We start from the raw sequence: 13,142 nt of genomic DNA, 5'->3' as shown, positions 1-13,142 counted from the left end.
TCGTGCGGTTCGCTTCAGGCTCACCGCTCGACTCAATCTAGCAACGCTGTTGCCCAGAAGCCTGCGCGTAAGGCACAGTGGTTTGTTCAGCCGGTAGAAGTTGCCTGGCATTATGCGCTCGTTCTGCGGCTCTTTGAGACCTTTCTCGAAACGCGGACAATGATTGACACCCGTGGTGCGAAGCGGGTAAAACTGGCCGCATGCTTCGTCTTGCTGCCGTCCTTTGCGTTTCCTTCGTCGCATGCCTCCCATGTCTGGTGGCACAGGCCCAGGAGCGCAGGCTGCCGGTGCTTTCGGCGAACCTCGACGCGCTGCTGAACTTCACGCAGTTGTGGCAATGGAGCTCGGAGGATTTTGAAAAGGCTTACGTGGTGAAGCTGGCCGACCCGGAGCAGCAGGAGAAACCGCCGCAGTTTGAGTGGGTGAACACCACCAAGGACCGCGCCCGCTTTTCCCGCAAGATGTACAGCAACGTGGACACGAAGCTGACGATGTTTGGCGGGTCGATCCGGCTGGAGGAGGCGATTGTGGAGTTCGTGAACGGCAAGGCGGCGCGGGCGACGGTGTCGTTCTACAATCGCGGTGACTCGGGCGACATCGAGGTGGCGGACTTTGACCGCATCCTCAAAACGATCGGCCAGAACCTCGGTCAGGTGACGAAGGTGGCCCCGAAACGGCAGCTCATGTCCGCCAACGCGGCGCTGCCGGTGACGAGCTGGATGTGGAGCGCGCCCACGGGCATCGCGCTGCTGGAGCACAACGAGTACCAGACCGCGAAGCCGGAGTTCCTGCGCCTGAAGCTGGCCGCGCCGAACCAGGCGGACTGGAGCATGGGGAAGATGGCCGTGGGCGTGCAGCGCATGGAGCTCATCAAGCGCGTGACCAAAACACCGGAGGGGGACGTTTACATCGCGGGTGTGCCGATGGTGGACCAGGGGCAGAAGGGCTACTGCGTGGCGGCGAGCTGCCAGCGCCTGTTTGAGTACATGCGCATCCCCTGTGATCAGCATGAGATGGCGAAGCTGGTGAGCGTGGACGCCGAGAGCGGCGCGAACGTCTTCAACATGCAGAAGAGCCTGTCGAAGATCGACAGCGCCTTCAAAGTGACCTTCAAACCGCTGGTGAACCCGGAACAGTATTACACCGCCGGACGCAAGCGCCGCGTGTCTGAGAAAGCCTTCGTCGCCGATGTGAAGGCGCACATCGACCGGGGCGTGCCGCTGCTGTGGGGCCTGGCGCTCGGCGAAAGGCCGGAGGATCCGCCGCTGCCGATGGGCGGGCAGGTCAGCGGCGGCCACATGCGCCTGGTGATCGGCTACAACCTGGCCAAGAACCAACTGCTCTTCACCGACTCCTGGGGAGCTGGCCATGAGCTGAAGCGCATGGCGATGCTGGACGCCTACGATGTGACGATGGGCCTGTATTCGATGGCTCCGAGCGGCTTCTGAGGCCGCGCCTCACAGACCGCCGAGCTTGCAGATGCGCTCCCAGTGCTTCGCCTCGACCGGGGTGATGGAAAGGCGGTTCCCACGACGCAGAATGAGCATGTCCGCGAGCTTGGGATCGGCGCGCAGCATGTCGAGCGTGACGAAGGTCTTGAAATCGGCCTCCCACTTCACATCCACCATCAGCCAGCGCGGTTCCTCGCGCTTGCTGCCCGCGTCGAAGTATTCGGAGGACGGGTCAAACTGGGTGTGATCGGGATAGGCCTCCTTCACGATTTTCACCACGCCCGCGATGCCCGGCACGTCGCAACTGGAGTGGTAGAAGAACCCCAGATCGCCGACCGCCATCTGATCCCGCATCATGTTCCGCACCTGATAATTCCGCACCCCGTTCCACGGCTCCGTCTTCTTCGGGCGAGCCTTCAGATGGTCGAAGGAAAAAACATCGGGTTCAGATTTGAGGAGCCAGTGATTCATGGGAATGGCCCACGAAATACACGGAAGGCGCGAAAAGGGAAAGCGAACATGCTTGTCACACCGTGATCAGCCGGTTCCGTGCTGTGATGGGCCAGCGTTCGGTCGTTTGGCCACCTTCGATGACGTAGGCTTCGCCGTGCATGGAAACGGTGGGACAGACGTGGCGTGGGAGGCCGTGGAGGGCCTGGCCGATGGTGAACTCGTGGGCGCGGTCGGTTTCGAGGACGAGGTGCTCCTCGCTTTGCATGAGGGCGACGGCATCGGGCAGTTCCTCGAAGCGGACGCGGGGATGCGGGTTCTCGGGGGCAACGGATTTGTGGCCGAGATCGAGTGTGATGCGGTTTTTGCCAGGTTTGCTGATCACACGAGCCAGCAGCATGGCCGCAGGCTGGAAGGGCAGGTCGGCAGGGTATTTGTCGCCATAACCAAAGTCCCACAGCACCGTGGTGCCGGGGCTGAGGGTGCGGTCGGGATACGTGGCGTGAATGCCGAAGGTCGGGGAGCCACCAGCGACGAGTTCCTTCACAATGATGCCCTCGCCCTGCAAACGGCAGCGGAACTGGAGGACCGGCTCGAAGGCGGCATTGCAGCGCTCACGACGGACGTCGAGGCTGTCATCGTGGATGTGGCCGTCGTAGGCGTGCAGACCGCGAAATTGGAGGCGCGGCGTGTCCTTCATCGCATGGGCAAGGATGGCAGCCTCATCGCCGGGAAAGATGCCGGTGCGGGACATGCCGCAGTCGAGCTCGAGATAGACACCGAGGGTGACGTTGTGCTGCTGAGCGGCGGAGGCGAGGAAGCGGACAGTGTCCATGTCATCGGCGATGCTGGAGAACTGCGTGTCCGGGAACTTGAGCGCCAGTTCGGCAAGACGATGCGCGTTGATGCCGACGCAGGGCATGGCGAGCAGCACGTCCGTGGCCCCCACGGCGGCGCACATCTCCGTTTCAGCGATGGTGGCGGCCTTGAACCGCGTGATGCCGAGCTTGAGCTGCATCGCGATGATCTCCGCCGTCTTGTGCGTCTTCACATGCGGACGCAGGCGGTTGGGATCTCCCGCGATCTTGAGCATGAGCCGGAGGTTGTGCTCGATGCGGCTGCGGAAGAAGAGCAGCGCGGGAGAAGGGATGTCGGCTTCGTTTTCGACGTGGTACCAGGCGTGTGACATGGATGTGGGATCAGGATGAGAGGAGACAGCTACAATGAACGCGACCAGAAACAGATTTTGCAGGCCTATTCCTCCGCCTCATCACCACGCGTGAGCCGGTCCCCCCAAAACGTGGCAACGAGCAGGCTGGAGAGCGCAAGGAGGGCGAGCCCGTTGAGCACATGGAAGTTGGTGACCCAGAAACTTTTGCCGGTTAGGATGACGAAGATGCCCAGCGCGACCTGCACCGTGGGCAGAAACATGAGCAGCGTGGCGGCCAGGCGCATCCGTGGCAGCGTGATCAGCCAGACCCGGGCGCGCACAGCCACGAAGATAATGAGCAGCGCGACGAAGAAGCCCCAGTATTTGTGCGCGAAGAGCAAAAACACATCGGGTGGCGAGGTGGGCGGCAGCCACTGGCCTTTGGTCGTCAGAATATCGCTGGCAGCGAGGTGCGTGCGCTGAGTGTGGCGCAATGACGCGCCAAGGATGAGCTGGCCGAAGACACAGAGAAACAGTGTGAGCGTCCAAAAACGCGCCTGGGAGGCGGCTTTGGGACTGAGGATCAGCCGCCCCTCGGTCCAGGTGCGGCTGGAGGCGAAGGCGATGAAGACAAGCAGGCAGTAGAAGACCTGGCCGAGCGTGCCATGGGTGATGCCGAGCGGATCGGACATTTTGAGCACGCGCAAACCGCCCAGCGCGGCCTGCAGCACCACGAGCATCAACGCGAGCGTGGTCAGACCGCGCAACAGCGGCCAGCGCTGGCTGTACCATTTCAACACGAGCCAGGCGAAGCCGAGAACGGCAATGAACACGGCCGTTTTGATCGCCCCCATGAAAATCAGTGCGAGAAAGCCAGCGGCGCATAACACAATGCCGACTCCCTCGACCAAACCCGGACGGAACTTGGCGAACTGCCAGTAGTACATGCCCAACACGAGGAAACCGATGGTGGTGGCGATCCAGCGGTGGCCGTGTTCCAACAGGAGCGCAGGCACTTTGTACCAGCCCTCAGGATTGATCTTCCCATAGCACAACGGCCAGTCAGGCACGGCGAGACCGACATCCTCCGTCGTCACCGCCGCTCCCCACCAGATGAGCACCACGCCGACGGCGAGGGTGAAGAGCGAGTAGCGGTGAAAGGCGCGCGAGGGCATGACGGTCAGATCATGAACGAGTGGCTAAAGCAGAAGGGCAAAATAATGAGGTCATTATTTTGCCCTTCGGTTCTGCCATCCTGAAGGATGGAAATTAATGAGCGGCGGGTTTCGGCGCGGAGGCGGCTTCAGTGGTCTTCTTGAGCGCGGAGGCGGACTGTTCCTTGGCCCAGTCGTCGTATTCCTTGGCATCGACGACTTCGAGGATGGCCTTCATCTGGGCGTGGCCCGGACCACAAAGCTGGCCGCAGATGATGTCCCAACTGCCAGTCTTGGTCGGCTTGAACCACATGTGAGACTTCACACCCGGGGTGGCGTCCTGCGCGGCACGCATCGGAACAAGGGCGAGATTGTGAATGACGTCCTTGGAAGCGACATCCACGATGACCGGGCGGCCGACAGGGAGTTTCAAGGTGCCGGGATTGACGAAGTCGTCTTTGCCGTTCGGGTCGTGCAGATCCTTGCCGGTGGTGTTGGTGGCACCGTTCACATTTCGCATGTCCCAGGTGCTCAGCATCAGGTCGGCACCGGGATACTGGAAGTTCCAGAGGAATTTCTCGCCCAATGCGCGCAGGCGGATGGTGTCGGGGGAGGTCGGGTATTCGTCCGCCTGACGGGACCAGAGCGGGAAGGCAAAACCGAGCAGCAGGATGGCCTCAACGATGACGACGCCGATTTCGATGTGGGTCGTGGCATGACCGCGGACGCCATGATAGTCGGCACGGGCGGTTTTCTTCTGGCGGAAGCGGTAGAAGGCGATGGCAAGGTAGATGGACCAGCCGACGCCAAGGACGACCATGAACCAATGGACGAAGCCGAGCATGTGATCGACCAGGCCGCCGTGTTCAGAGGCGTTTGGAGTTTGACCGATTAATTCATTGATCCAAGAGAGGTTCATAGCGGGGAGGGGGAAAGGAGGTGTTTCAAACAGCAGGGTTCATGCTGGCAAATTTGCGCTGGCGACGGACCATGGAAACAATGATGCCGGTGGCGCAGGCGAACATGAAGGCGAGGAAGCCGAGCATGACGAGGATAGCAAAACCCTGGGCCTGGCCGACGAGGCTGCCCTTGTCAGCCATGCAGGTGGCGCAGGCGAGAATGGTGGATGGCGCGAAAATCATGATCAGACGATGATGGTGCGCATTTTTTTGACGAGATACCACACGCCATAGGCCAGCAGGACGAGGCAGAGCAGGCCGGCGTAGGGCTTCAGCACGGCGGCCCCGGCACGCGCGGCTTCTTCCGGCAGGAAGTGAATCCACAGCCAGAGCCCGGCATCGCACAGAATGGCGAAGGCCAGGAAGACGAGGTGGAAATGCTTGAGCGACATGGAAGGGGCGGTGGTGCTGCTATTCGTTACGATTGTAGAAGCCTTCGAAGACCAGTGGATCACGGGCGGAGAGCACAAAGAGCACAAACAAAACGAGAGCCAGCACCACGGTAAAAGCGAGCACCTTGTAGATGACGGGCCGCTCGTGGTTGAGATGCATGAAGATCAGCGCGACGAGGCTGGCCTTGAAGGTCGCGACAATCATGCCGACGAGGATGTTCAGCCCGTGGGTGGGCAGCTCGACGGTGGAGAGCCACACCGTGAAACCGGACAGCGCCAGCAAGGCAACGCCGATGATGATGTACTTCCGGACGGATTTCTGGATTTCTTCGATGTTGTCAGACATGACGAGGGAAAGTGAGAGGTGAGCGAGGTCTTACAGGAGGTACAACAATGGGAAGAGGAAGATCCAGACCAGATCGACGAAGTGCCAGAAGAGACCGCCGACCTCGACGCGATTGGCGAGATGCTCGGGGTCTTCACGCAGCATTCTGCCGTTGAAGAAAAGGAAGTAGGCCAGCACCCCGGCCCCGGCGACAACGTGCAAACCATGCAGGCCCGTGAGGGTGAAGTAGATGGCGTAGTAGGTGTTGAGCTTCGGTGTGAAGTTGGAGAAGAAGGTGATGTCTTTCTTTTCGATCACCACGGTGGGATGATGCGCCTCATGGCCGTGGGCATCCGCAGGGGCGTGGGCCTCGGCACCGTGCTTGTCACCATGGGCGGCACCCTCGGCAGGAGGTGTGGCGGAGTTGAGCTTGTAGAACAGGGATTCCTTCTGAAGCGTGGCGGACTTGGCCTTGTCACGCGTCGGATACTTTTTCTCGAAATCGGCGATGTGGTGGTCGCGGTTGGCGACGAAGGCTTTCTGCCAGGCTTCACCGAGGTAACGATGGTCAAAGGCGAGAGACTTGTCCGACTGCGCGACCGCACGGGTATCGACGCCATCGACTTCAAGGGTCATCTTGTCGTCAACGAGCTTCCCGGTGGCGGTGGTGCCGTCCACAAAAGTGATGCTGGTGGCGGTGTAACCGAAGAACTGCGAGGGTTTCGCCGCGATCTTGAGCGGAGAGGCCGGGATCAGCTTCACCTTGGTGTCAGGAATGCTGTGATAGTTCTTGGCGATGGTCAGCTTCCTGGCCGCCTCGTACTTGGCGAAGTCGGTGGTGGCCGCAGCGACCGCTTTTTCAGCGGACTCGATCATCTTTTTGCGCTCATCCTGCATCTTGGCATATGCCGCGGCACGGGCGGTCTTGCGAAGCTCGCCAAAGGTGGCGGCATTCAACTCCTGCTCCACGCCGGAAGGGAATTTGAACTTCGGCACGTCGCCAACGACGCTGGTGAGCACATGATCGACGGGATCGGCATCGACGGCCTTGTTGGAGCCGATAATCGCGATTTCCAAGGCGTCCACGTTCTCGAACTTCACCTGGTAGCCATGCGGCAGATGGCCGGTGAGGATGGTGCCGTCGGTGAGCTTGACCGAGTAGTGCTGGAACTTCTTGGAGTACTCGATGCTCTTGTTCACCATGAAGATCGCCGCGCAGGCAATGGTGGCGAGCATGCAGAGCTTGTACTGCGTGTATTTGCGCAGCTTGATGGAGGCCCAGGCCATGACGACGGTGACAGAGGACGCGATGAGAAACACCGTGTTCCAGAAGCCCAGTGTCACATCCAGGTCCCAAACAGGCCAGGGATAGTCCGCGCCGACACGCAGGAAGATGTAGGCGGAAAACAGGCCGCCGAAGAGCATGACTTCAGAGGCCAGGAAGAGCCAGATGCCGATCTTGGCGTTGTAGAGGCCCGTGTCAGGCCGGGAGGTGACGGTATAAGGGATGTCCATCTCGGTGCAGAAGTTCGAGGTTCGCGATTAGTGGTGAGCGAGCGCTTTGTCAGCGGCGGGTTTGGTTTCCGGCTTGCCCTGTTCGGTCTCCCATTGCGGGAAGAAGTCGGCGCCGTGGCCGGGGACGCTGTACTCGTAGGGTCCGCGGTGGGCGACGGGCTCAAAGAGGAAGTTGCCATGCGGCGGCGGGGTGGGCGTGGCCCAGTCCATCGTGGTGGCGTTCCAGGGATTGTCGCTCTCCACCTTTTGGCCGCCCTTGATGCTGAACCAGAAATTGATGATGAACGGAACCTGACCGAGGGCGAGGATGAAGGCGCCGATGGACATCACGATGTTGAGGGAGAGCATGTTGTCCGGGATGTCAAAGCCGAAGAACCCACCGACCTTGTGGGTCAGCGTGGTGCTCCAATTCTGGAAACCGGAGGTGTTTTCGAAGTACTTGCCGCCATCATACCAGCGGCGATGGAAGCCGGCCATGCCCTGGATGAACATGGGCGCGAAGACGAGGTTCATGCCGATCAGCGAGGGCCAGAAGTGCCATTTGCCGAGCCGGTCGCTCATGAAACGGCCGGTGATCTTCGGGAACCAGTGATACACGCCCGCGAAGAGGGCGAAGATGGTGCCCGGCGCCACAACGTAGTGGAAGTGGCCGATGACGTAGTAGGTGTCATGCAGGGCGAGGTCGATGAAAGCGAAGGCCAGGGGCAGACCGGTAAGACCACCGATGCCGAACATGGGCAGGAACGCGGAGGCAAAGAGCATCTGCGTGTTGAAGCGGATGGAACCGCCCCAGAGCGACACCATGAGGCAGGTCAGCAGAACCACCGACGGCACTGAAATGAGCACGGTGGTGATCTGGAAGTAGGTGGACATCATCGTGCCCATGCCGGTGAGATACATGTGATGCGCCCACACCAGGAAGCTGAGAAAGCCGAGCGTCAGCACGCCGTAAACCATCGACTTGTAGCCCCACAGAGGACGACGGGCGTTGCACGGAATCACATCGGTGAGGATGGCGAACGCAGGCAGAATGAGCACATACACCTCGGGATGGGCCAGGAACCAGAACAGATGCTGGTAGAGCAGCGGGCTGCCGCCGCCGGAGATGTCGAGTTGCTTGCCGCCTTCCATCAAGCCTGTGGGCAGGTAGAAGGAAGAGCCGAACACACGGTCCGAGAGCTGCAGGATGGCGGCGACTTCGAGCGGAGGAAAGGCGAGGAGGAGCAGGAAGGCGGTGACAAACATCGCCCAGCAGAAGAAGGGCATCTTCATCCAGCCCATGCCCTTGGTGCGCAGGTTGATGATGGTGGCGATGAAATTGACCGAGCCGAGTAGCGAGGCGGAGATATTGAACACCATCGCCGTCAGCCACCAGGTGTGGCCGTGTGACCAAATGCTGGTCACGCCCATGGAGGTTGTCGTGGCGAGCGGCGAATACATCGTCCAGCCGGTCTGCACCGGGCCGGTGCCGACGAAGAAGCTGTACATCATCAGCACGCAGCTGATGAAGAAGAACCAGTAGCTGAGCATATTCAGCTTCGGGAACGCCATGTCGATGGTGCCGATCTGCAGCGGCATCACAAAGTTGCCGAAGGCGGCGAAGCCCAGCGGCACGATGCCGAAGAACACCATGATGGTGCCGTGCATGGCGCCGAGCATGTTGTAAATCTCGCCATTGAGCGAGCCGTCCGCGTTCAACCAGCGGCCGAACATCTCCTCAAACGCCCAGCCCAGGCCGGGAAGCTCGCGGATCACCTCCACCGCAGGCAGCGGCACGCCCGGATAGGCGATGCTCCAGCGCATGAGCAGCATGAGGAAGAAACCGAACAGCAGGAAAATCAGACCGGTGATGCCGTACTGGATGCCGATGGTCTTGTGATCCGTGGACCAGATGTACTTCCGCAGGAAGCCAGGCTCATGGTGCTCGTGCGCATGGTCATGCGCGTGGTCGTGGGAAGTTGCGGCGGCGCTCATGGGATCGTTCAAAGGTCAGAGTTCAAAGGTTCAAAGTTGAAAGGCCTGCGTGAAATCGAACTCGAAGTCAGCGGTGGCCTTGCCATCACGGACAGTGATGGTTTGGGACAGGTTTTTCGGAAACTGCGGGTGCCAGGCTTCGACGACATACTCGCCGTCAGCGAGAGCGCGGCTGACTTCATAGCGACCGTCGGCGGTGGAGACCGCGGCATGGACGCCTTCATGCACAAAAACCCAGGCGCTCATCCAACGATGAACGTCGCATTCCAGGCGGTAGATGCCTGGCGTGTTGAAAACCTTCACGTTCTCATCGCCGCGCGATGGCTGGCCGATGTTGTCGATGTTTTCGCCCTTGCCACGCGTTCCCGCCTCATGACGGGCGATGCGAATGTTGTGGAAGGTGAGGTCGCTGTTATGAAAGCGCACGTTCTGTCCGGGCTGAATGGCAATCGTGTGCGGCACGAACTCGCACTTCGTCTGATCGATGAGCGGAGCGGTCTCCGGCAGATTGCTGGCGCGCTGGCTGCCACGCACGGTGATCACCGCGTCTGCCAAAGCGCCGTCGGCAGCGACACGCCAAGTGGAATCAACGATCTCACCATGCCCGGTACAGAACGGATTGCCGCCGACATCAACGATCTTGCGCAACTGGGCCGAGTCCGCGCCCTTGAGCGTCACCTTGCCGGTGATGCTGGGCTTGGTGGCGATCTCGACGGCTGGAGCGAGCTTCACATCCGCCGCAGACTCAGGCACCTTGCCACAGCTCACGTTCGCGATCAGCATGACGGCTCCAAAGGCAGCCCAAGGTGCCTGGCGGGAGACGTTTTGCTTCACATTCGACATGATCGCAGCTTTCAATTCGATTACTTGGCCGGAGCGGCGGCGGCCGTGGCTCCCGGGCCGGCAGGAATCTCGCCGGGGACGTTTTTCTCTGCGAAGGGCTTCAAATCGGCCTCAGTCCACTGGGTGGCGCGTTTTTCCTCGTCACGCACCTTCTGCACCATCTCCTTGGTGATCATGGAGGCTTCGTTGCCCCAGGAATTGCGGACATAGGTCAGCACGTTGGCGAGATCCTGAGAAGACATCGCCGCACCGAACGCCTGCATGCCGCCAGGGGTGTTGTAGCCCTGTCCTTTGACGGAAATGGCACCCACGAGGCCATGCTGTGTGACACGAACGAGACGCTCCGTGCCGCCTGTGACCCACTCGGAACCGGCGAGCGGAGGAAACTGGCCGGGAATACCGCCGCCGTTGCCCTGATGGCACCCACCGCACACTGCGTAGCCGCTCGCGCCTTTTTTCATGGCAAGAGCGAAAGGATCCAGCGCCGCACCAGCACCACTGCCGCCCGGACGCGGGTCACCTCCGCCAGTGCTGGCCACGGAGAAAGGATTGCTGACACCGAAGCTCCAGCCGCCGGCCATCGGGCCAAGCTGGCCGCCGGCGATGATGGCGACGAACATGAGCAAAAACACGGCCCACAGCGGCGCGGGCTGGCTTTCGGGGGCGAGATCAGCCTTCTCGCGCTTCACGGCGGAGTGAAGGCGGTCAAGGTCGGTGCTATCGGGATGGGCGGGGGCGCTCATGGGGGCGTGCGTGTCGCGAGAGGGGCTATTTTTTGGCGGGGGAGGCGGCGACTGCCGCGCTCTGGCCGGGAACGGGATAATCTCTCTTCAAAGAGAGGAGGTATTCGACGAGGCGCTTGGCTTCCTCGCTTGGAACGACTTCATAACCGGCAGGCGGCGCGAATTTCTTCTTCAGCTTCAAAGCGTTTTCGGAAACGGGGCCCTGGATCTTCTGCAGCTTGTAGAGCTGGGTATAGGCGGGCATCGTGCTCCAGTCATGCGCGGAACGCGGCGCGTAGAGGTGCGCGTGAAGCGCGGCGGCTTCCGGAGCGCGCCAGCCGAAGTTCGCGAGGTCTGGACCCACTCGCTGGATGCCCAGCAGAGCGTATTTTTCGCTGAGGTAGTCATGCAGCACGTTCGGACGGGCGGCAACGGACGGGCGGGCCTCCTGATCCTGGCCCCAGCCTTTGTACCAGCCGTCGAGACCGAGCTGGGAGGGCCGGATCATCTGAGTGTGGCACTGATTGCAGCCCTCGCGGACATAAATGAGCTGTCCCTGGGCGCTGATGGGCGCAGGCGGGAAGAAGCCCTCGACGCCGTCTTTGTCCTTGTCATAGGCGACGGGCGTGAGCTGCTGGTACTTCATCACTGGGAGAACGATGAGGCACAGCCAGGGCAGGCCGAAAGCGGCGGCGAGGCCGAGAATGAAGGTGCGGAAGTTCGTCATGCGTGTGCGGGAAGATCGTGTTCATCATGCTCGCGGTGCAGCAGCGTGGGGGCCGAGCTGCGGCGGCCCAGTCCGGCGACCATGAGCAGAAGGTGAAGAAGGAACATGAGGTTCGAGAAGCTGATCAATGCCCAGGCCACCGCACGAGAGACGACGTAGGGGCGGGAGTTCACGACGTGGTTCATGAAGCTTTGGTCCCAGTGCTCGGGATTGTTCAGATCCGCGCCCTGCTGCCAGCCGGCGACGAGGCTCATCACCACGATGGTGCTTACGCCATAAACGGAGAACCAGAAGTGGTTGCGGATCAGGCGCACGCTGAGCCATTCACAGCCGGAGAGACGTGGCACGATGTAGTAGATGGCACCGAACACGCACATGCTGAAGAAGCCGTACACGCTCACCACCTGGAAGGAGTACCAGGACTGCGTGAACTGAAGTGAGGAACCAGTCCAGAAGGCGGAGTTCAGCGCCAGGATGAAGCCGGAAACCGGGTAGAACAGCGCTCCGAAGAAAATGAAGCGCAGCGTGGGGCTGCTGGCGACGGCGCTGTGCTTGCCGAGCGTGGTGAGGTGATGGTTCAGGCCGACCAAACCGACCGGGATGAGCAGCAGCACGCCGGTGGCGGCACCGATGGCGGTCATCCAAGCAGGAAGCGGACCGCCCATGTATTTCTGCATGCCGGTCCAACCACCGAGGATGGCAAGCGTCCAGAAACCGGCGGAAGCAAGCTGCGCGGAGGCGATGGGTTGGCCGGTGATCTTCGGAATGAAGTAATAAGCACCGCCAATGCCCACGGGGACGAAGAACAGGAGAATTACGCCGTGAATATACCAGGCGTCGATGCCAGCGCCGAGAGCGCCGAGGCCGGGGAGGCAATGCAGCGCGACGTTGGCGGTGATGAAGATCCAGGGGAACCAGAAGCAGGCACCCAGGATGTACCAAGTGCTGACCATGAAACCTTCGGGGCGGAAGGCACGGCCGAACATACGGGCAATCGGCCAGGCGTAGCAGAGGAAACAGGTCAGCAGCACCGGCCAGACGAATTTCGGCATTTCCAACCATTCGATGGAGGTGCTCTTGCCCATCAAGATGGCCAGGATGCCGACGGTGATAGTGATGTTCCAGAAAACACCGGCGGTGATGAGCAGGCTCTTACCGTGCTTCAACTCCTGGCCGGAACGGCGGGCCATGATCCACAGCATGACTCCAAGAGCGGCCTGGATGCCCCAGCCATAAACGAGCGCGTTGATGTGCGCGGGCTGAAGGCGGCCATACGAGATGTACTGGCAGTTGCCGAGGAACTCGGGCTCCACCAGCTTGATCGCGGCGAGGACGCCGAGGATCGTGGAGAGCATGAGCCAGAAGGCACCGTTGGTGAAGAGGAACAGCACAGGGCCTTTGACCGACTTGTCGATCGCCGCGCGGCGAAGGTTGTCGGCCTGAAGTTCCGTGTCAGAGGTGGCGGGAGTGGTCTGCATGA

Annotated in this window: 14 protein-coding genes; 1 reads left to right on the top strand and 13 read right to left on the bottom strand. The window is 61.0% G+C overall.

Annotation, left to right across the window (positions count from 1 at the left end):
* The first annotated feature begins 200 nt into the window (after positions 1 to 200).
* Positions 201 to 1,448, top strand: a complete 1,248-nt coding sequence (locus tag ACILSI_RS01770) for a C39 family peptidase (RefSeq protein WP_395720117.1) — start codon at positions 201 to 203, stop codon at positions 1,446 to 1,448.
* A 9-nt stretch (positions 1,449 to 1,457) separates the two neighbouring features.
* Here ACILSI_RS01770 and ACILSI_RS01765 read toward each other — a convergent pair whose 3' ends face one another.
* The 13 genes from ACILSI_RS01765 to ACILSI_RS01705 form a co-directional block, all read right to left on the bottom strand.
* The gene (locus ACILSI_RS01765) at positions 1,458 to 1,922 is read right to left on the bottom strand and encodes an EVE domain-containing protein (RefSeq protein WP_395720116.1); all 465 of its coding nucleotides are present in this window, start codon (positions 1,920 to 1,922) and stop codon (positions 1,458 to 1,460) included.
* Between the two features lie 55 nt (positions 1,923 to 1,977).
* Positions 1,978 to 3,090, bottom strand: coding sequence for a D-TA family PLP-dependent enzyme (locus ACILSI_RS01760; protein WP_395720115.1), 1,113 nt, complete (start codon positions 3,088 to 3,090; stop codon positions 1,978 to 1,980).
* 65 nt (positions 3,091 to 3,155) lie between these two features.
* Complete coding sequence (locus tag ACILSI_RS01755; protein ID WP_395720114.1) at positions 3,156 to 4,226, bottom strand: heme A synthase; 1,071 nt, start codon at positions 4,224 to 4,226, stop codon at positions 3,156 to 3,158.
* A 94-nt stretch (positions 4,227 to 4,320) separates the two neighbouring features.
* Positions 4,321 to 5,124, bottom strand: a complete 804-nt coding sequence (locus ACILSI_RS01750) for a cytochrome c oxidase subunit II (RefSeq protein ID WP_395720113.1) — start codon at positions 5,122 to 5,124, stop codon at positions 4,321 to 4,323.
* Positions 5,125 to 5,149: 25 nt separating this feature from the next.
* On the bottom strand, positions 5,150 to 5,347 hold the full coding sequence (locus ACILSI_RS01745) for a hypothetical protein (RefSeq protein ID WP_395720112.1): 198 nt from the start codon (positions 5,345 to 5,347) through the stop codon (positions 5,150 to 5,152).
* Between the two features lie 2 nt (positions 5,348 to 5,349).
* The gene (locus tag ACILSI_RS01740; protein ID WP_395720111.1) at positions 5,350 to 5,556 is read right to left on the bottom strand and encodes a hypothetical protein; all 207 of its coding nucleotides are present in this window, start codon (positions 5,554 to 5,556) and stop codon (positions 5,350 to 5,352) included.
* A 19-nt stretch (positions 5,557 to 5,575) separates the two neighbouring features.
* Entirely contained in the window at positions 5,576 to 5,902 is a 327-nt protein-coding gene (locus ACILSI_RS01735) for a cytochrome C oxidase subunit IV family protein (protein ID WP_395720110.1), read from the bottom strand.
* Between the two features lie 30 nt (positions 5,903 to 5,932).
* Complete coding sequence (locus tag ACILSI_RS01730) at positions 5,933 to 7,396, bottom strand: heme-copper oxidase subunit III (RefSeq protein ID WP_395720109.1); 1,464 nt, start codon at positions 7,394 to 7,396, stop codon at positions 5,933 to 5,935.
* Positions 7,397 to 7,423: 27 nt separating this feature from the next.
* Positions 7,424 to 9,370: a cbb3-type cytochrome c oxidase subunit I gene (locus ACILSI_RS01725; protein WP_395720108.1), complete on the bottom strand. Its 1,947-nt coding sequence runs from the start codon at positions 9,368 to 9,370 to the stop codon at positions 7,424 to 7,426.
* Positions 9,371 to 9,400: 30 nt separating this feature from the next.
* Positions 9,401 to 10,228: a carboxypeptidase regulatory-like domain-containing protein gene (locus ACILSI_RS01720; RefSeq protein WP_395720107.1), complete on the bottom strand. Its 828-nt coding sequence runs from the start codon at positions 10,226 to 10,228 to the stop codon at positions 9,401 to 9,403.
* Positions 10,229 to 10,233: 5 nt separating this feature from the next.
* Positions 10,234 to 10,956, bottom strand: a complete 723-nt coding sequence (locus tag ACILSI_RS01715; RefSeq protein WP_395720106.1) for a c-type cytochrome — start codon at positions 10,954 to 10,956, stop codon at positions 10,234 to 10,236.
* 25 nt (positions 10,957 to 10,981) lie between these two features.
* Entirely contained in the window at positions 10,982 to 11,662 is a 681-nt protein-coding gene (locus ACILSI_RS01710) for a cbb3-type cytochrome c oxidase subunit II (RefSeq protein WP_395720105.1), read from the bottom strand.
* A complete protein-coding gene (locus ACILSI_RS01705; protein WP_395720104.1) occupies positions 11,659 to 13,140 on the bottom strand; it encodes a cbb3-type cytochrome c oxidase subunit I in 1,482 nt (493 codons plus the stop codon). Before ACILSI_RS01705 ends, ACILSI_RS01710 begins: the two co-directional genes overlap by 4 nt.
* Positions 13,141 to 13,142: the final 2 nt, after the last annotated feature.

The organism is Prosthecobacter sp., from assembly GCF_044232965.1.
Taxonomy (GTDB): Bacteria; Verrucomicrobiota; Verrucomicrobiia; order Verrucomicrobiales; family Verrucomicrobiaceae; genus Prosthecobacter.
Note: the sequence above shows the minus strand (reverse complement) of the source record. Positions and strands in the feature narration are given on the sequence as shown.

Excerpts from the sequence above, each read along its gene's own strand:
- ACILSI_RS01740 (WP_395720111.1), bottom strand. The coding sequence starts at position 5,556 with ATGTCGCTCAAGCATTTCCACCTCGTCTTCCTGGCCTTCGCCATTCTG.
- ACILSI_RS01705 (WP_395720104.1), bottom strand. The coding sequence starts at position 13,140 with ATGCAGACCACTCCCGCCACCTCTGACACGGAACTTCAGGCCGACAAC.
- ACILSI_RS01725 (WP_395720108.1), bottom strand. The coding sequence starts at position 9,370 with ATGAGCGCCGCCGCAACTTCCCACGACCACGCGCATGACCATGCGCAC.
- ACILSI_RS01715 (WP_395720106.1), bottom strand. The coding sequence starts at position 10,956 with ATGAGCGCCCCCGCCCATCCCGATAGCACCGACCTTGACCGCCTTCAC.
- ACILSI_RS01760 (WP_395720115.1), bottom strand. The coding sequence starts at position 3,090 with ATGTCACACGCCTGGTACCACGTCGAAAACGAAGCCGACATCCCTTCT.
- ACILSI_RS01765 (WP_395720116.1), bottom strand. The coding sequence starts at position 1,922 with ATGAATCACTGGCTCCTCAAATCTGAACCCGATGTTTTTTCCTTCGAC.
- ACILSI_RS01735 (WP_395720110.1), bottom strand. The coding sequence starts at position 5,902 with ATGTCTGACAACATCGAAGAAATCCAGAAATCCGTCCGGAAGTACATC.
- ACILSI_RS01750 (WP_395720113.1), bottom strand. The coding sequence starts at position 5,124 with ATGAACCTCTCTTGGATCAATGAATTAATCGGTCAAACTCCAAACGCC.
- ACILSI_RS01730 (WP_395720109.1), bottom strand. The coding sequence starts at position 7,396 with ATGGACATCCCTTATACCGTCACCTCCCGGCCTGACACGGGCCTCTAC.
- ACILSI_RS01755 (WP_395720114.1), bottom strand. The coding sequence starts at position 4,226 with ATGCCCTCGCGCGCCTTTCACCGCTACTCGCTCTTCACCCTCGCCGTC.
- ACILSI_RS01770 (WP_395720117.1), top strand. The coding sequence starts at position 201 with ATGCTTCGTCTTGCTGCCGTCCTTTGCGTTTCCTTCGTCGCATGCCTC.
- ACILSI_RS01710 (WP_395720105.1), bottom strand. The coding sequence starts at position 11,662 with ATGACGAACTTCCGCACCTTCATTCTCGGCCTCGCCGCCGCTTTCGGC.
- ACILSI_RS01745 (WP_395720112.1), bottom strand. The coding sequence starts at position 5,347 with ATGATTTTCGCGCCATCCACCATTCTCGCCTGCGCCACCTGCATGGCT.